Genomic DNA, 22,587 nt, shown 5'->3' with positions numbered 1-22,587 from the left:
CTAGGCACTGAAATGCGGGGTTCTGCACCCTTATTCAGGGTGCAGAACCCCCAACGCGGCTGCCTAGCCAGGCAAATGGGGATCAGTGGAGGAGTTCTACCTGGGTGAGGGTGGCGGGGGTGGTGAGGGTTAGGCGGTAGTGCTGGGCGGGGGTGGGGGTGGGGATTTGGAAGGGGCGGAGTTGGTGGCGCCAGGGGAAGGTCTCGTCGGTGCGCTCGTCGAGGAGCGACCAGGTGACGCCGTCGGATGACCCTTCCAAACGCCACCCGGAGGGGTCGGCGCCCGGTCCGGCGGCGGAGGTGAGGGTGTAGAAGGCAGCGGTGGCCGGCGACGCCAGCGACCACTCAACGGCCGAATCGACCGCGACCTCGGTGGTCGAGGTGTTGTCGAAGAGCGGGTTGGCGACGTCGAGCGGGATCAGGTCGACCAACGGCGCAGGGGTTTCAGAGGACAGCGACGGCGGGGACTCGAGCGTGCCCCAGTCGGACGGCTCCGCGCCCAGCACGAACTCGACCTGCGAAGCCGTCTGCAGGGCGACATCGGTGATCGATGCCACCGACAACGGTTTGCCGTCGACGCGGAGCTCCTGGACGTACGGGTGCTCCACCCCCGAGGCAGTGATCAGCAACGGCGTACCGCCGATCGGCGACACTGTTACCCGCGGGAACAACGGCGACCCGATCGCATACTCAGGCGCACCAACGCGCAGCGGATAAAGGCCGAGCGCGGCGAAGAGGTACCAGGCCGACATCTCTCCGTTGTCCTCGTCGCCCGGATATCCCTGGCCGATCTGCTCACCGACGTACAGGCGGTCGAGTACCTCGCGGGCGATCGCTTGTGTCTTGTGCGGGGCGCCGGCGTAGTTGTACATCCAGGCGATGTGATGCGCGGGCTGGTTGCTGAAGCCGAACTGGCCCATCCGGACGGCCTGCGCCTCGAGCATCTCGTGGATGACGATGTCGTAGCTGCCCTTCTTCGTGGCCAGTTCGGGCGTCGCGAAGAACTCGTCGAGCTTGGCCTCGAGCCCACCCGGACCGCCGTACAGGCCGGCCAGCCCGCGGGGGTCGTGCGCGACGTGGAAAGCGAAGTTCCAGCCGTCGGTTTCGGTGAAGTCGCCGCCCCACTCACACGGGTCGAAGTCCTCGGGCGTTTGGGCGAACTCCCCATCGGCCCGGCGCCCCTGGAAGAAGTTGATCGCCGGGTCGAAGAGCAGCACGTAGTTCTGCGAACGCCGGTACAGGTACGCCGCTTCCTCGCGCAACCGCTCCCGCCGAACGTCGTCCACGCTGGCGTCATCGGCCAGCCGGCTGGCCATTGCCGCAAGGCCGAAGTCATTCAGATAGGCCTCCAACGACCAGGAAACGCTCTCCTCGGTGTCGTTGCTGACATACCCGTTGAAGAACCCGGTGGTGGCACCCTTCCGCCCGACCTCGGTTGCTTCCGGTACGACGGACGCGTTGCGCAGGCCGGCGTCGTACGTCGCGAGCGGGTCCGGCAACTCGACTCCACGCAGATACGCATCCGCGAACGAGACGTCGGACGAGGTACCGGTCATGCAGTCCGCGTACCCCGGCGAGGACCAGCGCGCGATCCACCCACCGTCGCGGTACTGCTGAACGAATCCGTCCACCAGTTCAGCGGCCAGTGTCGGGTACAGGAATGCGTAGGCGGGCCAGGCGGTCCGATACGTGTCCCAGAAGCCGCTGTTCACATACATCTTGCCCGTCTTCACCACTGCCTTGCCGTCAACGGGCGGAATGACGGGACTGGCATAGACGTACGACGGTTCGGCCGAGGTGCCCGCATTCTCGTACTGCGAGTTCGGGTAGAGGTTGAGCCGGTAGAGGTTGCCGTAGACCGTGCGCAACTGCGGTTCGGTCGCGCCCTCGGGACGAATCACCGCGAGCCGCTCGTTCCAGATCTCGTTGGCAGCCTGCTGAATCTCGTCGAACGACCGTCCCGCCAACTCCAGCGCGAGGTTGTGCTGGGCCTGTTCCACACTGATGAACGACGTCGCGATCCGGACCGTCACCTCATCCGTGGCGAAGGTCGCCGCTCGCGCGTTCGTCCGGCCGCCATCCGCAGGACCGAATGACGGCACGGAGGAGAACTCCCCGTAGCAGAACATCCGGGTTCGCCCGGTCTCCGCGCCGTTCTCGACCCAACCGGTCAGCGCGCCGTCGTCGTACGCGAAAGCGCCGTTCTCGTCGATGGTGTCGAAGATCAGATGCCGTCCGGCCGCGTCCGCGGGGAACGTGAACCGGAAGATCGCTCCGTGATCCGTCGGCGCCAGCTCAGCAGACAGCCCGCTCGTGAAGCGAACCGAGTACAGATCCGGCCGCGCGATCTCGTCGTCGTGGCTGAACGCCGCCGCCCGCGCGACCGGATCACCCAACGGCGAAGCAGCAGCCACCGGCATGATCGTCAGCTGATCGCGGTCGCCCATCCACGGGCTCGGCTGGTGCGAGAACGTCAGTCCCTGCAACTCGGTCAGGTTGTCGGCATTGTTCAGCCGGTGGTACTCATACGCCCACCGGTACGTCGACGCATCCGTGACCGGCGTGATGAAGTTGAACCCGTTCGGCCAGGCCGTGATCGGCAACGTGTTTCCGCGCGAGAACCCGAAGCTCGCGTTGGTCCCCCGGCGCGTGTCCACATATGCGGCGAGATCCGACCCGTCGAGCCGCGGCGGCGCCGGCCCGATCTCCACGTCGTCGATCCACCCCACGAACGAGGTCCCCGACGCCGGCGCGTCCACCGTCAGCACGACGTCCGCAACCGTCTTCCCGGCCGCAACGGCGAGATCTACCTGAACGTCGTTCCACTGGTTGGCATAGAGGACCTTGGCGACACCCTGTCCAAAAGCGTGAAAGGCGTTCCCATACTGGTCGGTCGTCCCCAGCTCGGACAGCCGCGTCCCGTCGGCGAAGATCAGGTCCACGGCCACGTACGTGGCGTCGTACTCGAGCCGGTCGTCCAGCTCCGGATAGACCTTGTAGCGCAGCCGTTCACCGCGCTGGATCACCCCCGCGGTCACGCTCAGCGCCACCTCAGGCAACGAAACGGCTTTCAGCGAGAGCGCCTGCCGCCCACCGGTCGTACCGGCGTAACGCACCGCGTTCACACTGCTGAAGCCCGCCTGCGGGCTGGTCGGGCCGCCAGGCCCTCCACCGGTCTCAAGGATCACGGCCGCAATGTTAGAACATTTCAGTGCGGTGGGTCAGGGGGCAGATTTCCGTCCCGGATCCAGGCCACGAAGTCCCGAGCACTCTCCGCATCCGTCCGCAGCTGTAAACCGGATTCCAGAGCGCGACCGTTGTCCAGCCTGAAGAGCCCGTCATCCTCCAGGTGGAACCGATCCACCGCCGGCTCCCAGTCCACCGGCAAAGCATCCGGTACGACGGACCGCCAGGCCGCGGCCACCTCCGCCATCGTCCGCGACGACCCAACCACGTTGAACGGCCCCGACAAGTCCCGGAGCAGGAACTCGGCCAGATCCCGCGCATCGACGTACTGCACCGGCTGCGTAGGCAGCGCCGCACACTCCATCTGGGTGCCGTGAGCAAGCGCCGTACCCCAGTTCCCGAAGTCCGGGTTGTAAGGACCGACCACGAACCCCGACCGCACACAGGCTGCCCGCGAACCAAAAGTGGCTGCCAGCAACGATTCGCACCGAACTTTCGACGGCCCGTACAGATCCATCGTGAACTCGTTGTCCGGGGCACCGACCGGCCAGGGCACCAGCGGCCCGAACTCGTCCTGACCCGGCGTCGCCTTGTCCGCATACACCGCGATGGAGGACATGAACGTGTACTGCCCAACCCGATCTCTCAGCAGCTCCGCGCTCAACCGCACATCGCGCACCAGGAATCCCGACATGTCGATGACGCGATCCCACGACCCCACGGACAGCGCCGACGGGTCCGCGCGGTCCCCGACCACGTGCTGCACCGAAGGAAACAGTCCGGGATTCGTCAGACCGCGATTGAACAACGTCACCTCATGATCAGCCCGCAACGCCGCCTCGACGACATGCCGGCCAAGGTTCTTCGTGCCACCGAGCACCAGCAGCCTCACGACAACTGCTCCACGAGATCCGCGAGCTCGGCCAGCAGCGGATCGATCCAGCCGGCGGATTCGGGGATGGTGTGCTGACCTTCCTCGACCACGAAGGTCAGTGCGAGCAGGCAGAAGCAGGCCCCGCCGACGAGCAGTTGGCGGTCCACGACAAAGGGATCGGCCGCCGCCGCTTCGACGTACCGGGCGACGATCGGACCGCGATCGTGGCCGAGGGCAACGGCATCACGGATCAGCGTGTACAGGTCGGACAGGTGCGGAGCGGTGTAGGCGAGCGGCCAGTCGACCGCTGTCCAGCGACGGCCGTCCGTGACCAGGTTCTTGGGGACGAAGTCGCCGTGCACGACCCCCAGCGGTTCCTCCTGCTGGAGCCGGGTCAGCGCCTCCACCAGCGGTGACACGTCGAAGGTGATCCGCCCGATCCGATCGGCCAGCTCCTTCACCCGAGCCGGCGGAAAATCGCTCGGCCCGTCGACAACCGCCGTACGGATCGAGGCCAGTAGTCCGGCTGCGGCGACGAAGCCCTCGGCGGTCGGCTCCTGCTCAAGGGTCACTCGCCCCACATCCTCGAGCACGATCACCCCTTCGGCGGCGTACCGGAGTTCCGGCGCGGGCAAGCCGAGCGGCACGACGAAGCGCTGGTACGACGAAGCTTCGCCGGACTGGGTGTCCGTTCCGCGCTTCACGATGACGCTGCGCAGCCCGTACGACAATCGCCAGACCTCGGACGACGCCCACTGCCGGAGCAACTCACCGTGCAGAGCCTCGAACGAAGGCGCCTGCGTGGCGTCAAGAACAGCGAGAGGAAGCCAGGCGGGAAGCACCCGACGAGTAGATCACGGCTCGCCAGGCGCTTCCCAGCCGTTTAGCTCAGACCGCTGGGACGGAAGGACTGGAAGAGAGCGGGCACCACATCAGCCATGGCCTGTTCGATGCAGATCCCCGCGAGGCTCATCCAGACGGCGAGCTGGCGGACCTCGTAGCTGCGTTGGTAGATGTCGGCCATCACCTCGGCCGGGGCCTCCTCCTCGAGTGCACGCAGCAGATCGGGCCGCGACAATCCGCCGAGCGCGTAGCCGAGATAACGCCGCAGCCACGGGTGCATGTCCTCGATCCACTTCAGATCGGGCAGCGTGCAACCCGCAGCCGGACTCCGCGACAGCGGCAGACCCGCGTCGGTGATCCGGCGCAGCGCGTGTGGGTCCGTCGTACCGGAAAGGTGGACCCGGGCGACCTTCTCGTGCAGGATCTCGGGCGCCCGGTTGTACGCGACCGCCACCGAACGGGCCGACCCGAAGGACAGCAGGTGGACCGGTTCCGGGCTGTCCGCGAGAGCGTGCAGGAGCACCTGGATCCCCCGCTGCTGGGCGGGTGGAGCGTCGTACATGCTGTCGCTCGGGTCGCGCATCCAGGCGGACGGGCTCCGGGCGAACGGGACGTTGCGGCCGAAGATCGCGTTCAGCTGGATCATCGCGATCACGCCGGCATCGCGTGCGCCGGGCCGGTGCTCCGTCGACCTGTCGAGGATCACCGCGCGCAGGTCGAGCTCGGGCAGGCCGTAGGGCAGGATCAGGTCGAGGGCACCGCCGGGATGCTCCGGCGGGTCGTACAGGTCAGTGATGCTGATGACGGGGACGGTCATCTTCAGCCTCGCATTTCAGTGGGCTACTGTCTGGAAAGACGTCGCCACGCTCCGGAAAGTTGCTCAGCTCAGCGGAGCAGTCGTCTGCCAGAGGGTGTAGGACCAGAGCGAATCGGGGTCGTAACCGGCCGAGGTGTAGACCACGGTCAGCTCGGACTCGTTCGGCAGGGTGCCGTAGATCGTGCGGAGGAAGCCCGGGTTGTGGGTCCGCGGCGTGCCCGTGCGGGCGCTGGTGATCGTGCTCTCGACCGTCCAGCCCACGCCGGGAGTGCCCCAGAATCCGGCCCCGGAGATACTCGCGATCTGCAGGTGGTCGGAGATGTAGTCGGGCTGCGAGCCGCTCGGGTACGGGTGACCCTCGCGGACCATGTAGAAGCGGTCGCGCGGCGGGGAGTAGACGAGGTCGAAGTTGTTCAGGCCGTTGTCCTCGCCGACCATCGGAAGCACTCGCTCGAACTGGACGATCGGCGGACCGGATCCGAAGCTGACCTGGGCGGCCTTGCCGATGTTCCCGCTCGGCAGACCTTGGGTCCACGCGAGGACGACAGTGCCCTGGTCCGCGTTGATGGTCGTGGCGGTCGGCTGGCCGGCACCCCACTCGGACGTGCTGCTGCCGGGGAACCGGATGACCGGGTTCGGTAGTTTCAGCCACGGCCCGTCGAGGTTGTCGGCGACCGCGACACCGATCGCGTTGTGCGCGGAGGCGTCGACGTCGTTGCCGAGGTAGAACATCGCGTAGCTGTAGGTGTGGCCGTTGAACGGCACATTCACCCGTACGACGCTCGGGTCGCAGTTGTGGAAGTGGTCCCAGCCGGAGCCGGTCCCGGTCAGCACCGAGGTCGACGTACCGCCGACTTTGGTCAGGAAGATGTCGTCGCGGATGGTGTTCGCGGCCCGGCTGTGGCAGGTGTAGAGGCGCGTCGGACTCCCCGCCACGGCGCTCGGTGCGTAGGCATAACCGCGGCCCTGGAGATCACTGGCGGCGTACAGCCTGATGGGCGTGGACCAACCGCCGACCGTCGCGTGGGCGGCGGACAACGGGAGTAGGAGCAGGACGGTCAGTACGGCGGCGATTCGGCGGATCATCGGTGCCTCCTTCAGGAACATCCACAGGACCGGCGGACAACCAGGCCCACCTCGAGAACAGCGTTCAGGGGTTGCGGATCAGGCTCGATCAGTTGCTGTACGGCGAGCGCGGCCATCTCGGCGATCGGTTGCTGGACGGTGGTCAACGACGGCACCGCGTACGCCGAGGCCGCCGAGCCGTCGAACGTGATGACGGCCAGGTCATCGGGTACCGACAGCCCCTCGTCGGCGGCCGCACGGAGCAGCCCGATCGCCTGCCGATCGGACGCCGCGAAGACTGCCTGTGGACGGGCGCCGAGTAGTTGCCGCGCACCGACGTACCCGCCGTCGAACGTGAACGGCTGATGCACGAAGGCAAGGTCGTCGACCGCCCCGAGCGAGGTGATCGCATGCTGCCAACCGGCTCGGCGCGCCTCCGCCACCTCATCCCCCGCTGGACCGCCGATCATCGCGATCCGCTCGAACCCGTGCCCGACCAGATGGATGGTCGCGGCCACCGCCCCGCCGAAGTTGTCGACCCCGATCGACGACTCCCCGGCCGGCGCCGCGCCCAGAAAGACCCGCCGCGTCTCGGCCTGCTCGAGCATCCGGGCCGCCGTGATCGGAGCCTTCGAGATGATCACCACCCCGTCGATCCGCCGCTGCAGAAATGTCTCCAGCAACCCCAGCTCGGTCTGTACGTCCCCATCGGAGTTGGCCAGCAACACAGTCCGCTTGGCCGCGCGAGCCGCGTGCTCCACAGCCCCCGCCAACTCCGCGAAGAACTCGTTGGCGATATCCGGAACGATCAACCCCAGCGTCATGGTCGACCCGCCCACCAAAGCCCGAGCTACCCCATCCGGCCGGTACCCCGTCTGCTCGATAGCCGCCAGCACCCGCTGCCGAGTCTCCTCAGCCACCGGCCGCGGTCCCCGGTTCACCACATAACTGACCACGGCCATCGACGTCCCCGCCGCCCGAGCCACATCGGCCTGCGTAACCCGCGTCATCCCCCACCCCCCCAGATCTATACGTATAGATACCGCCCCGCCCGTCTCCCACCAACCCCTTCGACCACCCCCGAAAGGCCCCACGCGGTGCCGACATCCAGAAACCACAGGATCCGCGGTAGCTGGTCTCGCGCCACCTGTGGTGGCGTGAGACACCTTGTGACTGCTGGAGACCTGTCCGGGCGCGGCACGAAGAACTGCAAGTACCTGGCTTGAGGTAGGGGTTCGGGGTGGATCCACCCCCCGAATCCGTCCCTGATCCTCCCCAAACCGGTTTGGGGAGCGAGGTGTCCTGCCCGGAACCGCCGCCCACCGCGGTACGGACACGGCGTACCGGCAGGGTCTTGGTCGCAGCGCTACCTGCTGCCGCGACGCGGCCGGCAGCACCGTCGGGGGTCGCGGGTGTACAGACGAACTGTCAATACGCAGCCGTGATAGTCGTGCCGCAGCGTGACAGTGGTCCTGGCACGGGCGGCCGGTGAGCGTACTAACAGTCGGTATGTACACGACCGGCAGACCAACCCCAGCCTCCCGCCCGGCCCCCCGGTTTGTGACCACCGGCCGTCGCCGGGCGGGGCACTTCACTCCCCTTTTCTGAGGGCGACCAGGCGTCTGGCAGGGTGGGGGTATGACGAACGTGAACCACGCGTGGGGCTTTGGGCTTGCGACTGTTACTGCCGGCGGGTCGGTGCTGGATGTCTGGTACCCGGGTCCGGAGTTGGGGGAGCGGCCGGACGGGGTCAAGGCGCCGGCTGAGCTGGTGGCGGCTGAGGGGCATGACGAGCTGCGGGCGGTACGACGTGAGGTTGTGAGCACCCAGATCGTGCTGGACGAGGCGCCGGTGGGCACTGCCGATGCTTATCTGCGGCTGCACCTGTTGTCGCATCGACTGGTGAAGCCGCACGGGGTGAATCTGGACGGGATTTTCGGCGCGCTGCCGAACAACGCGTGGACGTCGATCGGGCCGGTGCCGGTCGAGGAGATCGAGCACGTGCGGCTGCGGGCGCGGGCGGCCGGTCAGCACCTGAGCGTGACGAGTGTGGACAAGTTCCCGCGGATGACGGACTACGTCGTACCGAGTGGGGTGCGGATCGGGGACGCGGACCGGGTTCGGCTGGGTGCGCATCTGGCCGAGGGCACGACCGTCATGCACGAGGGGTTCGTGAACTTCAACGCCGGCACGCTCGGTACGTCGATGGTCGAGGGCCGGATCGTCGCGGGTGTCGTGGTCGACGACGGGAGTGACATCGGGGCGGGCGCCTCGATCATGGGCACGTTGTCGGGTGGCGGGAAGCAGGTCATCTCGATCGGCAAGCGCTGCCTGCTCGGCGCGAACGGCGGGACCGGCATCTCGCTCGGCGACGACTGCGTGGTCGAGGCCGGGCTGTACGTGACGGCCGGCACCAAGGTCACGCTGCCGGACGGCACCGTGGTCAAGGCGCGCGACCTGTCCGGTCAGCCGGGGCTGCTGTTCATCCGCAACTCGGTCACCGGTGCGGTCGAGGCGCGGCCGCGCAAGGGCGAGGGCATCACGCTCAACGAGGCCCTGCACGCGAACGCGTGACCATCGGCACTGCACGCGAACGCGTGACCATCGGCACTGCACGCGAACGCGTGATCACTGACACCGCACGCGTGATCACTCACACGGCACGCGTGATCGGCGACACCGCCTGATGCACGCGCCAACCGCTTGGCGGGTTCAAGCGTCAACCACATCGTGACCAACAGTCAGGAACCAGGCCGCCGCTCCCACACGTTGGGAGCGGTATGCCGATGAAACGGGGCGTGCTGATCGCCTTGGGATCCGTAGGGGCGCTCAGCCTGGTCATCGGCGGAGCTGTGGCCTGGATCGGCGGGAAGAGCATCGGGCCGCTGCTGCCACCGCCGGAGCAGTGCACTGCCTCGGTCAACGGCGCCACGGTCGAGCTCGACCTGGAGCAGGCCGAGTCGGCCGCGATCATCGCGGGAGTCGCCGTACGGCGTGGGCTACCCGGCCGGGCGGCGACGATCGCGCTAGCGACGGCGTACCAGGAATCGGGGCTGCGCAACCTCGCGCACGGCGACCGGGACTCGCTGGGCCTGTTCCAGCAGCGTCCGTCGCAGGGCTGGGGTACGGCGAAGCAGGTGCAGGACCCGCATTACGCCGCCGGCAAGTTCTACGACGCGCTGGTGAAGATCAAGAACTACCAAAAGCTCGCGGTCACCGTCGCGGCCGACCGGGTCCAGCGCAGCGCCTTTCCCGAGGCGTACGCCGACCACGAGGCCGACGCGCGGATCCTCGCATCCGCGCTCACCGGCAACTCGAAGGCCGTCTTCAGCTGCACGGTCAACCCGGACGACGTACCGGCTCAGACAGTCGGCAAGAACGGGCTCACCCCGCGGGCAGACGCCGTACGGCGGGATCTCCTGACGACCTTCGGAAAGCTTTCCACCGGTGGTTACGCGCCCGAGGGTGTGACGACCGGACACATGGAGGGATCGGCACACTACGAGGGCCGGGCCGTCGACGTGTTCGTCCGGCCGATCTCAGCCGCGAACACGACCAAGGGCTGGGCGATGGCGCAGTACCTGGTCGCCCGGGCCAAGATGCTGAACATCCAGACGATCATCTTCAGCGACAAGATCTGGTCAGCCGGCGGGCGCTCGGACAGCGGGTGGCGCGACTACACCCCACCGGAACGCGGCGGTGACCCGAAGATCCTCCGCCATCTGGACCACGTTCACGTCGATGTTCTCCAGCAGTGATCTGAAGACTTTCTGAAGGTTGTCGCTCACCCTGAGTACATGACCAATCAGGGGGTGCAACACCGGCCGAACGTCCTGTTCAATCTGGCCGGCCTCGTGCTGATCGTGGTGGGCCTCGGCCTGCTGCTGTACGGCGTCGTGATGGCGTTCGCCGCCATCTCCGGCGTCGGTCCCAGCTCCTCGACCGACGACCTGGTCCCGATCGTGGACAGGTTCCTGATGGCCGTCTGGGGCGGCCTGATCTTCACCTTCGGCCGCTACCTGTGGCGCGGCGCGCGCAGACGCGGATTCCGCGACCGCTTCGGGCGGCTGCTGATCATCGCCGGCTACGGCCTGATCGGGATCGCCCTCACCGTGGGCTTCCACTCGGCGATCGAGCTGTGGTCGAGCGGCGGCAGCGAGGACGCGATCAAGGAGATCATGATCCGCACCGTGCTGATCTTCGCCGTCATCGGGTTCCCCGGTGCCGGACTGTGTGCCATCGGCTTCCGCCTCGCCCGCGAGCAGGCGCTGGCTCAGGTGGAGACCAAGGCGGAGTTCTGAGTCAGGGTGGGGTGCGCTCGGCACCCCACCCTGTCAGCACTCAGTGCTCGTCGTGCACCTGCAGCGGCAGGGCGGCGATGAACTGGTGGTCCTTGTCGATCTTGCCCATCTTGGACGCGCCACCCGGCGAGCCCAGGTCGGTGAAGAAGTCGACGTTCGCGGTGTAGTAGTCCTTCCACTGCTCCGGGGTGTCGTCCTCGTAGTAGATCGCCTCGACCGGACACACCGGCTCGCACGCTCCGCAGTCCACGCATTCGTCCGGGTGGATGTAGAGCATCCGGTTGCCCTCGTAGATGCAGTCGACGGGGCACTCCTCGACGCAAGCGAGGTCCTTCAGGTCAACACACGGCTGCGCGATGACGTAGGTCACTGCTACTCCTCCTAGGGCAGGCAAGCGCAGCGGTGGTCCTCTGGGTTGCTGCGCTGCGGTGGTGCAAGAGTCTCTAGTGTCGTGCAAGTGGTGTAGTTCGAGCGATAGCGGTGTCCAGGTGCGTGCATCGTGGTGCTTGAGCGGCGGCCTCGATGCGGATCCATCGTGGCTGCTGCACAAGTGCCGCGAGGTGCGTGCCTGGGCGCCGGTAGCGCCGAGCTACATCGCTTGCACGACACTAGTATCACGGTAATACGCTGCCCACTCTGCCAGGAGTCCGGATCGTGTCAGGCCTTGATACCCGTGATATCGGACACCGTGTGGTCGTCCGGCATCGAACTAAGGGTGGCCTAACCGACGTCATCGGCGTCCTCGAGGACCGCCGGGAGGACCACCTCGTGGTCCGGCACGCCAACAGCAGCCGGCACCGGATCGCGCTTACGGCGATCACCGCCGCCAAGCCGATCCCCGAGATGCCGCTCAGGCCGGTCGACGTCGAGCAGCTCTTCCTGATCGCGGCACTCGGTCGCCCGGCGGCCGAAACGTCGTACCTGGGCGAGTGGTTGCTGCGGGCGTCCGGCGGCTGGACCAGCCGCGGCAACTCGCTGCTCCCCACCGGCAACCCGGGCATGTCGATCCCCGAGGCCCTCAACCGAGCCGAGGCCTGGTACGTCGAGCGCGGGCTCCCGCCGCAGGCCCACATCCGCCTCGGCAGCCCGGCCGCGACCGACCTCCAGGAGTTCGGCTGGATCGACGCCCACCCTGGCCGCTCGGACGTCCTCGTCATGCACACGACGCTCGACCACGTGAACGGACTCCCGCCGTACGAGGTCCAGCTCGCCGAGCGTCCCGACCAGAGCTGGTACGGCGTTGCCTTCGACGGACCGGTTCCCGCGCCGGCGCCAGTTGTGCTGGAAGGGGCTCCTAAGGCCGTTTTCGCCTCGATCGCGGTCGACGGGCACCTCGTGGCGGTCGGACGGGGGTCGATGACCGGTCACTGGCTCGGAGTCGACACTGTCCGCGTCGCACCGGCTTATCGGGGTCGCGGGCTGGCCGGGGCCGTCGTACAGGCACTGGCGCGCTGGGCAGGGCCTCAGGGCGGCCGCCGGACCTATCTGGAGGTCCTGGAGAGCAATCTGCCGGCGGTGACGGCCTACCGGCGGCTCGGGTACGTCGAGGCGTATCGCTACCGGTATCTGGTCAGTCCGTCCCAGTAGGCTCTGACGGTATGGCGGATCAGGTGGCCGAGCGGCCGGAGTACCCCGGGGATTTCGAAGGCACCGTGCACGTGGAGTACAAGCCGCACCCGGACGACGGGGTGGCTGATCCGGGTGAGGTCGTCTGGACCTGGGTCCCGTTCGAGGAGGACCACCACCGGGGCAAGGACCGGCCGGTGCTCGTCGTCGGTTCGGACGAGCAGTACCTGCTGGCGCTGATCCTGACCAGCAAGGACCACGACCGCGACGCCGCAGACGAGGCGCGCTGGGGCCGGGTCTGGATGGACGTCGGCAAGGGCGACTGGGACCGCGAGGGCCGCAACAGCGAGGTCCGGCTGGACCGGGTGCTACGGATCGAGCCAGCCCTGGTACGGCGAGAGGGTGCGGTGATCAGCGAGGACCTGTTCAACCAGGTCGCGGCTGAGCTCCACACCCTCCATCGCAGCTAGCTAGCCGGCCTCAGCTCGGCTTGCGGGGCGTCTCGGTGCCCTGCGGCTTGCCCGTGCCGGCGGGCGGCGGTGTCGTGGTCCCCGGCTTCGGGCCGCAACGGATGTCGTCGGCCGCATTGTAGTGCGTGGTGAACTGCTCGGTCTTGACCTTGACGCCGTTCTTCGAGAAGTCCCGGAAGATCGTGATGTCGAAGCCGGCGGTCGGCGCCTGCGGACGGCAGCCCGCCTCCTGGCTGTAGACCAGGCCGGGGGCGCGGGGGTTCGACTTGCCGGAGGCGCGGGCGGTGATGTTCCAGACCTTGGTGCCCCAGATCTTCACCGTGAGCTCGCCCTGGTGACTGGAGGTCGAGGCAGTGAAGATGGTCTGGATGTAGATCCCGTGGCCGGAGTCGTTGAGGAACTTCAGGTCCACCGACGGCCACGCCACGGTGGCCTCGCGGCCGATCGGGTAGCGGCTGATGTAGACGCTGTGCGCCTTGTGCTCGACATCCTTGAGCCCGGCGAAGAAGGCCGCGTTGAAGGTCGTCGTGGCCGACTGGGAGACGCCGCCGCCGAGGTCCAGGACGAACTTGCCGCCGCTGATGATGTTGCCCTCGGTGAAGCCGTTCTCCTTGGTCCGCTCGCCGACGATCTTGTTCAGGCTGAACGTCTCGCCCGGCTTCAGCAGCGTGCCGTTGATCTTGCGCGCCGCGGTGCCGATGTTGGTGTTGCGGTAGGCCGCGTCGGGGAAGTTCGTGGTGAACTGCCCCATCACTTCCTTGATCCCGAGCGCCTGGACCTGCTCGGTGGTGACCTTCGCCTTGGTGTTCGCCAGGCCGACCGAGGCGGTGCGCTCGCCGGACGGCTTCGACAGCACCGAGATGATCGCCGGAACGACCTTCGTGCGATCGACGACCATGCCGTCGACGGCCGGGACGACCTTCGGCTTGCCGGCGGCGATCTGGAAGGTCGCGTCCTTGGGCAGCGTCTCCAGGGTCTTGAACCGCTTCTGGAACAAGGGTTCCAGCTGCTTGCCGCTCAGCGTCGGCTTGACCTCGCCGCCGTTCACGGTGAACTTCAGTGCCGGCGCGAACTCGGACGGGCTCAGCGAGACCGACTTGTCGCCGACGGTCAGCTTGATCGGTGCGGCCACGGCCGGCTCGGCGAAGTCGGTGACGGCCTTGCTGATCGCGTCCGACCCGGCCTGCGGCTTGGTCACCTGGACCGGCAGGTCGGCCGCGGAGCCGCCGTACGGGTAGGCCTTGGGGATGACGTCGGTGGCCTTCGCGGTGTCGAGCTCGAGCCCTTCGGCCGGCTTGTGCGTGACCGGCTGGAGGCCGTCGAAGGTGATCGTGCCCTCGGTGGCGGGGCGGTTCACCTGCTTCGCGAGCTTGTCGACCGCGGCCTGCAGCTTCGCCTTGTCCTTGGCGACGACCGGCTCGACCGCGGAACCACCGGTCAGCGCGCGCCAGATCCGGGCGGGGGCCAGGCTGCGGCCGGCCCCGGCCTGCGCGACGGTCGCGTCGACGTCCAGGCTCAGCCCGGCATCGGCCGGGCTCACCGAGTACGCCGTCGCCGAGTCGCCGGCCTTGAACTTGATCGGCTGCTCCAGCCGGTCCTTGAGACCGGCCTCGAGCTTGGTCTTCGCGGCACTCTCCGACAGCCCGCCGAGCGGGATGCCGAGCACGGTGGTGTCACCGGGAATCTTGGCTCCGGCGAACGCGAAGGCGGCGCCGTACCCCACGACGATCACACCCAGTCCCGCCGCGGCGATGATCCCCGCGAGCTGCTTTCTCCCCACCGGACTAAGTCCTCCTGCTCGAGCCGTGGTCAGGCTGCGTCCGCTCGGGACACAAGCGCACATCCTACGGGACGGGGCAGGCCCTCCCGACCTTTGGGGCAGGCTCCACCTGCCCCAAAAGACGCCGGTACGACGTTCTCGCCACGCTCAGCCGCCGGGCAACTCCCGGTAGTGACTGGCGTGATGGATCAACGGGCCCTGGCCGCCGGCCGAGCCGTGCCCCAAACTGAGCACCTCACCGACCACGATCGTGTGGTCGCCGCCGTCGTACGTGGCCCAGGTCCGGCACTCGAGCCAGGACAGCGCACCGCCGATCACCAGGCAACCCGTCTTCGGGCCGGCCTCGGTCTCGACACCGTCGAACTGGCTGTACAGATCCCGCCCCGACTTGGCGAACCGGGCCGCCAACCGCTGCTGGTCCGCGGCCAGCACAGACACCGCCCAATAGCCACAATCCAGTACGGCGTCATGCATCCGCACGCCTTTGTCCACGCAGACGAGCACGAGGGGCGGATCCAGGGACACGGAGCTGAACGCATTCGCGGTCATCGCGTGCGCCACGCCGTCCTGCAGCGTGGTCATGATCAGGATGCCTGCCGCGAACTGGCCCACCGCCGCCCGGAACTCCCCGGGCGGTACGGTCCCACTTGGCTCGGGCGCAGACACTCCTGCAGCCTATGCCCGGCTGATCCTCGATGCCGGGCACAGGCGTGTGGGGACAGTCACTCCAGACCGGCGAACAGGTCGTCCTCGACGCCCTTCAGGCCGGGGGCCGCGGTGCCCTTGACCAGGCGGTAGCCCTCGTCACCGAAGATCGTGTTGCCGTTGTTGTTCGAGAGCGCGAAGAACGGTCCGTCCACGGTGATCTGGGTGGCGTGCGCCTTCATCGCGTTCATCTTGCGATCGAGGAAGTCCGTGCCGTCGATGATCGCGTCGATCAACCGGTCCGGCGTGATGAGCGGCGGCATCGGCCCCTCCGGGTCCATCCCCTCGAAGGTCGTGGTGTCGCCGGCCGCGCGGAGCTGGCGCAGGCTCTCCCGCATCGCCGACTCGATCATCGCGGTCCAGTAGATCTTCGGGATGTCCCAGGCCTCGCCGAGGTCCTCGCGGTAGGACCGGGCCGCGGCCAGGTCGGCGGCGTACATCGCGACGCGGTGCGCCTTGATGTGGTCCGGGTGGCCGTAGTTGCCGTACTCGTCGTAGGTGACCAGGACGTGCGGGCGGATCTCGCGGATCACCGGGACCAGTTCGTTGGCGGCGGCGAGCAGATCGGCCTGCCAGAAGCTGTCCGGGCGGGTGTCCGGCGGGACGTCGGCGTTGCCCTCGTCGTTGTAGATCATCCCGGTGTCGCGGAACTTGCCGGGGCCACCGAGGAAACGGTGGTCGGTGACGCCGAGCTCTGCCATCGCAGCGTCGAGCTCGGTGATCCGGTGCGGGCCGAGCTGGTCGGTCTGGTCGGCGGCCAGGTGGGCCAGGTCGGGGACCAGCACCTCTCCCTCTTCACCGAGGGTGCAGGTGATCAGCGTGACGTGAGCGCCTTCTTGCACGTAGCGCGCCATCGTGGCGCCGTTGTTGATGGTCTCGTCGTCCGGGTGGGCGTGGACCAGCAGCAACCGCCGCTGTGCAGCCTTCGGTGGGGAAAGATCAGCCATGTTCAGAGACTACGTCCGGGCCCGGACAGTTATTCCCGGACAGCAAGCAGCCCGCGCCCCGACCGGAGCCCGAAGTTCCGGTGGGCGCGGGCGCGCAGTAGTGCCGATCAGCCGAAGCGGCGAACCAGCAGACAACCCGCCTGGAAGCGGGACTTCGCGCCGAGACCGACCACGAGCGCACTGACCTCGGCCCGAACGGTACGCAGCGACAGACCGAGCTCACGAGCGATCGCGGCGTCCTTCGTCCCGGTGGACAGCATCCGGCCGATCGCGATCTGGCGGCTGGTCAGCTCCCTGATCTCGGCGGGCGTCTGCCGCCGCGATCCCAGTTCGTAGATCTCACAGACGTCCTCCGACGCGATGTCTTCCCTCCGGACGGAAGGGACGACCTGATACACCGACATTCCTCACTCCTCCCCAGTAGCGTGCAGAAGGATTCTCGCGGGCGGCGTAGACCACTCACCAGGTACAACCCATACAAACAACCCATACAGTTGCGGCCGGGGCCGTTTTCTCAGCGTGATGGATCGTCACAATTCGGCATCCGTGGCGGCAATGTGACTTCCGCCACTACAAGAGGTTGCGCAGGGCCCTGACAAACGGCTGGTCCGGGACCAGCCAGTCCGCCTCGACGAGCTCGGCCGCCGCGAACCACCGCAGTTCGGCGTGCTCACGCCGTACCGGCTCGCCGCTCACGATCGAGGCCCGGTAGACGTGCAGGCGGTACTTGTCGGAGATGTCGACGCCGGGCCCGAGCGACGCGCCGATCTCGACCTCCAGATCCAGCTCCTCCCGGAGCTCGCGGATCGCCGCCTCCGCTTCGGACTCGCCCGGCTCGACCTTGCCGCCCGGGAACTCCCAACCACCTTCGGGGCCTGGCCGATAAGCACCCAGCACCCGATCCCCACGGACGACGGCGACTCCCACCACAATCTGCACGCGACGACTGTGCCACGACCTGCAAGGAAAAACTGTCGGCGGGCTGCGGCACGATGAGCCGTATGCCGTTGCAGAACAGAGTTCTCCCCACTCAGGAGATCGTGGCCGACCCTGGCCGCGGTCTGCTGATGGGCAACCGCGGCTCGCTGCACGGCCCGGATCGCGCCCTCGGCACCACCCGCTGGCGCTCCAAGGCGTGGATCTGCTGCGTCCTTGACTGGAAGGGCGTTCAGCGCGATCCGATGCCACCTGGGCGCTGGACGGCCTTGTTCTTCTTCGACGAAGCCGTCGCGCTCGCGGCCGGCCATCGACCGTGTCATTACTGCCGGCGCAGGGACTTTCTGCGGTACGCCGGCGCTTGGGCGCAGGGCAACGACCTCGCCGAGCGTCCACGCGCACCCGCGATGGACGCCGTACTGCACAGTCAACGCGTCGAACCACGGACGCGGCAGCAACGCACCACCGTGCGACACCTCGACGGACTACCCGACGGCGCCATGATCCGGTACGACGGGCGCCCGGCGCTCGTGCTCGATCGGCACGTGCTGCCGTGGGCCTGGCAGGGTTACGAAAAACCGCGAAGACCCGCCGGCCTGATCGAGGTCGAGGTGCTCACGCCACCGGCGAATCTCGTTGTCCTGAAGGCCGGATTCGCTCCATTACTCCACTCGTCGGCCGTCGGCAACTGAGGTAACCCTAAGTCGAAACACGCCGTACCGAGAGGTCTTCCGTTGCCTGCGTCATCGCGGCAAAGTGTGCCCATACTGACAGCTACAACACCATCACTGGAGTCGGCATGGGTGCTAGTGACACTAAAGGGGCAAACGGCGCCGTCGCGCCTGTAGTCCGCGCACTCGAAGCTCTGCATGCGGCCGTTGGAAAACTCAGTCAGGAGTACGGCGACACCCTCGGCATCCGCCGGTTGGTGTCGGATGTGGCCCGGCTGAGTGACGACCTGGCCGAGCTCGGCCCTCCCGACCCGAAGCACAGACCCGGACCGGTTCCGGAGGACCTCGAGGAGATTCCCGACGTGGAGTATGACGCGTCCATGTGGACAGACGCGGAGCACGAAGGCTTCGGCGCACCTGATCGGCGTGCACCCTGATGGCACATGGAGTTGACTCTCCCGGGCGCGCACAAGTTGGACTGAAGACCGCGAGGACCGATCGCTGGTGGCTGGCGCCGCTGCGGATCGGCGTGATCCTGGCCTTCTTCATCGTCTACGCGACGATCCGGATCTTCATGAACAAGTGGTACTGGGTCGATGCCCACCACTACCTGACTCCGCTGTACTCGCCGTGTATCAACGACGGCTGTGTCCCCGGCTCGAGTCACCTGGGCAGCTGGTTCCCGAAGTTCCCGGTCTTCATCCCGTACAGCATCATCACCTTCGCGGTGCTGGCCGGCTTCCGCGGCACTTGCTACTACTACCGCAAGGCGGGCTGGCGTTCCCTGCTGCTCGCCCCGGGAGCCTGCGCCGTACCGGAGCCGCACAAGAAGTACACCGGTGAGAGCAGGTTCCCGCTGACCGGGCTCAACCTGCACCGCTACTTCTTCTACGGCGCGCTGGTCTTCGGTCTGCTGAACGTCTACGACGGCATCCAGGCCTTCCACGGCAAGGACGGCGGCTTCGGTATCGGTCTGGGCACGTTGATCATCTGGGTCAACCTGGTGATGCTCTGGCTCTACACGCTCTCCTGCCACGCCTGCCGGCACATCGTCGGCGGCCGGCTGAAGAACTTCTCCAAGCACCCGATGCGGTACCGGTACTGGACGTTCGTCTCCAAGCTGAACCCGAAGCACGGCACGTTCGCGATGGCGTCGCTGTTCACCGTGATCCTGACCGACTTCTACATCATGGCGCTGTCGGCCGGCTGGTTCTCCGACCTGCGCTTCCTGAACTGAGGACTCCCGAGTTATGACTGAGCTGGAACGACACACCTACGACGTCGTCGTGATCGGAGCCGGCGGCGCCGGTCTGCGCGCGGCCATCGAAGCCCGGGAGCAGGGCAAGCGGACCGCGATCGTGTGCAAGTCGCTGTTCGGCAAGGCGCACACCGTGATGGCCGAGGGCGGCTGTGCGGCCGCCATGGGCAACGCGAACGCCAACGACAACTGGAAGACCCACTACGTCGACACCATGCGTGGCGGCAAGTTCCTGAACAACTGGCGGATGGCCGAACTGCACGCGCAGGAAGCCCCCGACCGGGTCTGGGAATTGGAGACCTACGGCGCCCTGTTCGACCGGACGCCGGACGGCAAGATCAGCCAGCGCAACTTCGGCGGTCACACCTACCCGCGGCTCGCGCACGTCGGCGACCGGACCGGCCTGGAGCTGATCCGCACCCTGCAGCAGAAGATCGTCTCGCTGCAGCAGGAGGACTTCGAAGCCACCGGCGATTACGAGGCCAACCTCAAGGTCTACGCCGAGTGCACGGTCACCGAGCTGCTGAAGGACGGTGACGCGATCTCCGGCGCCTTCGGGTACTGGCGCGAGTCCGGCCGTTTCATCCTGTTCGACGCCCCGGCCGTCATCCTGGCCACCGGCGGGGTCGGCAAGTCGTTCAAGGTCACCTCGAACTCGTGGGAGTACACCGGTGACGGTCACGCCCTCGCGATGCGGGCCGGCGCGACGCTGATCAACATGGAGTTCATCCAGTTCCACCCGACCGGCATGGTCTGGCCGCCCTCGGTCAAGGGCATCCTGGTCACGGAGTCGGTGCGCGGCGACGGCGGCGTACTGAAGAACTCCGAAGGCAAACGGTTCATGTTCGACTACGTGCCCGACGTCTTCCGCGCGCAGTACGCGGAGACCGAGGAAGAGGCCGACCGCTGGTACAAGGACGCCGACAACAACCGGCGCCCACCGGAGCTGCTGCCCCGCGACGAGGTCGCCCGGGCGATCAACTCCGAGGTCAAGGCCGGCCGCGGTACCCCGCACGGCGGCGTCTTCCTGGACGTCTCCTCGCGGCTGCCCGCCGAGGAGATCCAGCGCCGGCTGCCGTCGATGTACCACCAGTTCAAGGAGCTGGCGGACGTCGACATCACCGCCGAGCCGATGGAGGTCGGCCCGACCTGTCACTACGTGATGGGTGGCGTCGAGGTCGAGCCGGACACCGCGCAGTCCTCGGTCAAGGGCCTGTACGCCGCCGGTGAAGTGGCCGGCGGGATGCACGGTTCCAACCGTCTCGGCGGCAACTCGCTGTCCGACCTGCTCGTCTTCGGCCGCCGTGCCGGAGCCGGAGCAGCGATGTACGTCGAGTCGCTCGGCTCGAACCGGCCTCAAATTTCCGAGGCTGACATCGACGCTGCCGCGGCCGAGGCACTCGCGCCGTTCGAGCTCGAGGGTGGCGAGAACCCGTACACGATCCACCAGGAACTCCAGCAGTCGATGAACGACCTGGTCGGCATCATCCGCAAGGCCGACGAGATCGAGCAGGCGCTGTCGCGGCTGGCCGAGTTCCGCGGCCGGATCGCGAAGATGACGGTCGAGGGTCACCGCCAGTTCAACCCGGGCTGGCACCTGGCACTGGACCTGCGCAACATGCTCACCGTCTCGGAGTGCGTCGCGAAGGCCGCCCTCCTGCGCGAGGAGTCCCGCGGCGGTCACACCCGCGACGACTTCCCCGGCATGAACGCCGAGTGGCGCAAGCTGCTGCTGGTCTGCTCGCTGCAGAGCGACAGCGACGGGGTCACCGTGGTCAAGAAGGACCAGATCCCGATGCGCGAGGACCTGCTGGAACTGTTCGAGCGCGACGAACTGAAGAAGTACCTCACCGAAGAGGAGCTCCCACGTGGCTGAGCGGAGCGAAGTCACCATTCAACACAGCGAGCTCCGCTCATCGGCGCCCGCAGCGAAGCGAGGACGACGATGAGCTATCAAGCCAAGTTCCGCGTGTGGCGGGGCGACGCCGACGGTGGTGAGCTGAAGGACTACGAGGTCGAGGTGAACGAGGGCGAGGTCGTCCTCGACGTCATCCACCGCCTGCAGGCCACGCAGACCCCCGACATGGCGGTCCGCTGGAACTGCAAGGCCGGCAAGTGCGGCTCGTGCAGCGCCGAGATCAACGGCATGCCGAAGCTGATGTGCATGTGCCGGATGAACACCTTCGAGGAAGGGGAGACCGTCACGGTCACCCCGATGCGGACCTTCCCGGTGATCAAGGACCTCGTCACCGACGTCTCCTTCAACTACCAGAAGGCCCGCGAGATCCCCGCCTTCAAGCCCCCGGCAGACCTCAAGCCCGGTGAGTACCGGATGCAGCAGGTCGACGTCGAGCGCTCGCAGGAGTTCCGCAAGTGCATCGAGTGCTTCCTGTGCCAGGACACCTGCCACGTGATCCGTGACCACGAGGAGAACAAGGAGTCCTTCTCCGGTCCCCGCTTCCTGATGCGCATCGCCGAGCTGGACATGCACCCGCTCGACGCCGCCGACCGCCAGAAGGCGGCCCAGGAGGAGCACGGCCTCGGCTTCTGCAACATCACCAAGTGCTGCACCGAGGTCTGCCCCGAACACATCAAGATCACCGACAACGCCCTCATCCCGATGAAGGAACGCGTCGCCGACCGCAAGTACGACCCCATCGTCTGGCTAGGCAACAAAATCCGCCGCCGCGCCTGACCTCTCGACACCTACCCCGCCCCCCCGCCCCCTGCGGTCGGGCCCAGTTCGCTTGTACCCACGCGGCCCCCAACCCGGCCAACGTCCGAAAACACGCCGACCCCGCACTGCACTCCTTCGGACGTTGCGACACCCGCATCAGCCGCCGGCTCGCGCCACCACTAGCGGCAGGAGACAGCAAGTTGGGACTGGAGACCTCAAGCAACAGGTCTCCAGCAACAACAGCCTGTCTCAGGCCACCACTGTGGCGCGAACCACCCACGGAATCCACGGGGCCCCGTGGCGTCCCTGGAGGTGCGGTTGGCGGGCCGGGTGGCTGAGATGTGGGGGTGCTGGGCGGACGTGCCCCGTCCTCGGCAATTTCGACGGATAACCCCTGAAGTGCTCCCTTCTCCCCTGAAAATTCGAGCGGAGAAGGGACCACTTGAACGGATATCCCCGCATATTGCCGCAACGCTCGGCCGGTACGGCGGG

At 67.2% G+C, this 22,587-nt stretch carries 22 protein-coding genes; 10 read left to right on the top strand and 12 right to left on the bottom strand.

Features of this window, described 5'->3' with window-relative positions; genetic code table 11:
* Positions 1 to 82: 82 nt before the first annotated feature.
* The 6 genes from ACFVWG_RS27455 to ACFVWG_RS27430 all read right to left on the bottom strand — a co-directional run bounded on the left by ACFVWG_RS27455 (position 83) and on the right by ACFVWG_RS27430 (position 7,794).
* Complete coding sequence (locus ACFVWG_RS27455; RefSeq protein WP_391546293.1) at positions 83 to 3,187, bottom strand: GH92 family glycosyl hydrolase; 3,105 nt, start codon at positions 3,185 to 3,187, stop codon at positions 83 to 85.
* Between the two features lie 20 nt (positions 3,188 to 3,207).
* A complete protein-coding gene (locus tag ACFVWG_RS27450; protein WP_391546292.1) occupies positions 3,208 to 4,077 on the bottom strand; it encodes an NAD-dependent dehydratase in 870 nt (289 codons plus the stop codon).
* Entirely contained in the window at positions 4,074 to 4,901 is an 828-nt protein-coding gene (locus ACFVWG_RS27445; RefSeq protein ID WP_391546291.1) for a phosphotransferase, read from the bottom strand. Before ACFVWG_RS27445 ends, ACFVWG_RS27450 begins: the two co-directional genes overlap by 4 nt.
* 41 nt (positions 4,902 to 4,942) lie before the next feature.
* Positions 4,943 to 5,719: a hypothetical protein gene (locus tag ACFVWG_RS27440; RefSeq protein WP_391546290.1), complete on the bottom strand. Its 777-nt coding sequence runs from the start codon at positions 5,717 to 5,719 to the stop codon at positions 4,943 to 4,945.
* A gap of 63 nt (positions 5,720 to 5,782) precedes the next feature.
* Positions 5,783 to 6,805 (bottom strand): hypothetical protein, encoded by a 1,023-nt coding sequence (locus ACFVWG_RS27435; RefSeq protein ID WP_391546289.1) that lies wholly within the window; start codon positions 6,803 to 6,805, stop codon positions 5,783 to 5,785.
* Positions 6,806 to 6,816: 11 nt separating this feature from the next.
* On the bottom strand, positions 6,817 to 7,794 hold the full coding sequence (locus tag ACFVWG_RS27430; RefSeq protein ID WP_391546288.1) for a LacI family DNA-binding transcriptional regulator: 978 nt from the start codon (positions 7,792 to 7,794) through the stop codon (positions 6,817 to 6,819).
* Between the two features lie 628 nt (positions 7,795 to 8,422).
* On the opposite strand from ACFVWG_RS27430, the gene dapD reads away from it, so the two are divergent.
* From dapD to ACFVWG_RS27415, 3 genes are all read left to right on the top strand, one after another.
* The gene (gene dapD / locus ACFVWG_RS27425) at positions 8,423 to 9,358 is read left to right on the top strand and encodes a 2,3,4,5-tetrahydropyridine-2,6-dicarboxylate N-succinyltransferase (RefSeq protein ID WP_391546287.1); all 936 of its coding nucleotides are present in this window, start codon (positions 8,423 to 8,425) and stop codon (positions 9,356 to 9,358) included.
* Between the two features lie 206 nt (positions 9,359 to 9,564).
* Entirely contained in the window at positions 9,565 to 10,542 is a 978-nt protein-coding gene (locus ACFVWG_RS27420; RefSeq protein WP_391546286.1) for a hypothetical protein, read from the top strand.
* A 39-nt stretch (positions 10,543 to 10,581) separates the two neighbouring features.
* A complete protein-coding gene (locus ACFVWG_RS27415; protein WP_391546285.1) occupies positions 10,582 to 11,085 on the top strand; it encodes a hypothetical protein in 504 nt (167 codons plus the stop codon).
* Positions 11,086 to 11,125: 40 nt separating this feature from the next.
* Here ACFVWG_RS27415 and fdxA read toward each other — a convergent pair whose 3' ends face one another.
* A complete protein-coding gene (fdxA, locus tag ACFVWG_RS27410) occupies positions 11,126 to 11,455 on the bottom strand; it encodes a ferredoxin (protein ID WP_391546284.1) in 330 nt (109 codons plus the stop codon).
* 284 nt (positions 11,456 to 11,739) lie between these two features.
* On the opposite strand from fdxA, the gene ACFVWG_RS27405 reads away from it, so the two are divergent.
* Together ACFVWG_RS27405 and ACFVWG_RS27400 are read left to right on the top strand one after the other, a co-directional pair.
* On the top strand, positions 11,740 to 12,672 hold the full coding sequence (locus tag ACFVWG_RS27405; protein WP_391546283.1) for a GNAT family N-acetyltransferase: 933 nt from the start codon (positions 11,740 to 11,742) through the stop codon (positions 12,670 to 12,672).
* Positions 12,673 to 12,683: 11 nt separating this feature from the next.
* Positions 12,684 to 13,121 (top strand): type II toxin-antitoxin system PemK/MazF family toxin, encoded by a 438-nt coding sequence (locus ACFVWG_RS27400; protein WP_391546282.1) that lies wholly within the window; start codon positions 12,684 to 12,686, stop codon positions 13,119 to 13,121.
* 10 nt (positions 13,122 to 13,131) lie between these two features.
* Here the strand turns inward: ACFVWG_RS27400 and ACFVWG_RS27395 are convergent, their stop codons facing one another.
* From ACFVWG_RS27395 to ACFVWG_RS27375, 5 genes are all read right to left on the bottom strand, one after another.
* Positions 13,132 to 14,901, bottom strand: a complete 1,770-nt coding sequence (locus tag ACFVWG_RS27395) for a VanW family protein (RefSeq protein ID WP_391546281.1) — start codon at positions 14,899 to 14,901, stop codon at positions 13,132 to 13,134.
* 147 nt (positions 14,902 to 15,048) lie between these two features.
* Positions 15,049 to 15,567 (bottom strand): flavin reductase family protein, encoded by a 519-nt coding sequence (locus tag ACFVWG_RS27390; protein ID WP_391546280.1) that lies wholly within the window; start codon positions 15,565 to 15,567, stop codon positions 15,049 to 15,051.
* 56 nt (positions 15,568 to 15,623) lie between these two features.
* A complete protein-coding gene (mshB, locus tag ACFVWG_RS27385; RefSeq protein WP_391546279.1) occupies positions 15,624 to 16,553 on the bottom strand; it encodes an N-acetyl-1-D-myo-inositol-2-amino-2-deoxy-alpha-D-glucopyranoside deacetylase in 930 nt (309 codons plus the stop codon).
* 107 nt (positions 16,554 to 16,660) lie between these two features.
* The gene (locus ACFVWG_RS27380) at positions 16,661 to 16,957 is read right to left on the bottom strand and encodes a LuxR C-terminal-related transcriptional regulator (RefSeq protein ID WP_391546278.1); all 297 of its coding nucleotides are present in this window, start codon (positions 16,955 to 16,957) and stop codon (positions 16,661 to 16,663) included.
* A 166-nt stretch (positions 16,958 to 17,123) separates the two neighbouring features.
* Positions 17,124 to 17,492, bottom strand: coding sequence for a (deoxy)nucleoside triphosphate pyrophosphohydrolase (locus tag ACFVWG_RS27375; RefSeq protein ID WP_391546277.1), 369 nt, complete (start codon positions 17,490 to 17,492; stop codon positions 17,124 to 17,126).
* A gap of 62 nt (positions 17,493 to 17,554) precedes the next feature.
* Between ACFVWG_RS27375 and ACFVWG_RS27370 the strand changes: the two genes are divergently transcribed.
* The 5 genes from ACFVWG_RS27370 (at position 17,555) to ACFVWG_RS27350 (ending at position 22,113) form a co-directional block, all read left to right on the top strand.
* Positions 17,555 to 18,181, top strand: coding sequence for a hypothetical protein (locus ACFVWG_RS27370; protein WP_391546276.1), 627 nt, complete (start codon positions 17,555 to 17,557; stop codon positions 18,179 to 18,181).
* A 107-nt stretch (positions 18,182 to 18,288) separates the two neighbouring features.
* A complete protein-coding gene (locus ACFVWG_RS27365) occupies positions 18,289 to 18,597 on the top strand; it encodes a hypothetical protein (protein WP_391546275.1) in 309 nt (102 codons plus the stop codon).
* The gene (locus tag ACFVWG_RS27360; RefSeq protein WP_391546274.1) at positions 18,597 to 19,397 is read left to right on the top strand and encodes a hypothetical protein; all 801 of its coding nucleotides are present in this window, start codon (positions 18,597 to 18,599) and stop codon (positions 19,395 to 19,397) included. The genes ACFVWG_RS27365 and ACFVWG_RS27360 overlap by 1 nt, the downstream gene beginning before the upstream one ends.
* A 13-nt stretch (positions 19,398 to 19,410) precedes the next feature.
* Positions 19,411 to 21,294, top strand: coding sequence for a fumarate reductase/succinate dehydrogenase flavoprotein subunit (locus tag ACFVWG_RS27355; protein ID WP_391546273.1), 1,884 nt, complete (start codon positions 19,411 to 19,413; stop codon positions 21,292 to 21,294).
* 69 nt (positions 21,295 to 21,363) lie between these two features.
* On the top strand, positions 21,364 to 22,113 hold the full coding sequence (locus ACFVWG_RS27350) for a succinate dehydrogenase/fumarate reductase iron-sulfur subunit (protein ID WP_391546272.1): 750 nt from the start codon (positions 21,364 to 21,366) through the stop codon (positions 22,111 to 22,113).
* The last annotated feature ends 474 nt before the right edge of the window (positions 22,114 to 22,587 follow it).

Origin of the sequence: Kribbella sp. NPDC058245 (genome assembly GCF_042882005.1) — a bacterium.
Classification (GTDB): Bacteria; Actinomycetota; Actinomycetes; order Propionibacteriales; family Kribbellaceae; genus Kribbella.
The sequence above is the reverse complement of the archived record's forward strand: the minus strand, read 5'-3'. Positions and strand labels throughout refer to the sequence as shown.

Bases quoted from the DNA above. Each gene is read 5' to 3' on its own strand.
- ACFVWG_RS27430 (WP_391546288.1), bottom strand. From the start codon at position 7,794: ATGACGCGGGTTACGCAGGCCGATGTGGCTCGGGCGGCGGGGACGTCG.
- mshB (WP_391546279.1), bottom strand. From the start codon at position 16,553: ATGGCTGATCTTTCCCCACCGAAGGCTGCACAGCGGCGGTTGCTGCTG.
- ACFVWG_RS27440 (WP_391546290.1), bottom strand. From the start codon at position 5,719: ATGACCGTCCCCGTCATCAGCATCACTGACCTGTACGACCCGCCGGAG.
- ACFVWG_RS27420 (WP_391546286.1), top strand. From the start codon at position 9,565: ATGCCGATGAAACGGGGCGTGCTGATCGCCTTGGGATCCGTAGGGGCG.
- ACFVWG_RS27415 (WP_391546285.1), top strand. From the start codon at position 10,582: ATGACCAATCAGGGGGTGCAACACCGGCCGAACGTCCTGTTCAATCTG.
- dapD (WP_391546287.1), top strand. From the start codon at position 8,423: ATGACGAACGTGAACCACGCGTGGGGCTTTGGGCTTGCGACTGTTACT.
- ACFVWG_RS27400 (WP_391546282.1), top strand. From the start codon at position 12,684: ATGGCGGATCAGGTGGCCGAGCGGCCGGAGTACCCCGGGGATTTCGAA.
- ACFVWG_RS27350 (WP_391546272.1), top strand. From the start codon at position 21,364: ATGAGCTATCAAGCCAAGTTCCGCGTGTGGCGGGGCGACGCCGACGGT.
- ACFVWG_RS27370 (WP_391546276.1), top strand. From the start codon at position 17,555: ATGCCGTTGCAGAACAGAGTTCTCCCCACTCAGGAGATCGTGGCCGAC.
- ACFVWG_RS27365 (WP_391546275.1), top strand. From the start codon at position 18,289: ATGGGTGCTAGTGACACTAAAGGGGCAAACGGCGCCGTCGCGCCTGTA.
- ACFVWG_RS27435 (WP_391546289.1), bottom strand. From the start codon at position 6,805: ATGATCCGCCGAATCGCCGCCGTACTGACCGTCCTGCTCCTACTCCCG.
- ACFVWG_RS27380 (WP_391546278.1), bottom strand. From the start codon at position 16,957: ATGTCGGTGTATCAGGTCGTCCCTTCCGTCCGGAGGGAAGACATCGCG.
- ACFVWG_RS27355 (WP_391546273.1), top strand. From the start codon at position 19,411: ATGACTGAGCTGGAACGACACACCTACGACGTCGTCGTGATCGGAGCC.
- ACFVWG_RS27360 (WP_391546274.1), top strand. From the start codon at position 18,597: ATGGCACATGGAGTTGACTCTCCCGGGCGCGCACAAGTTGGACTGAAG.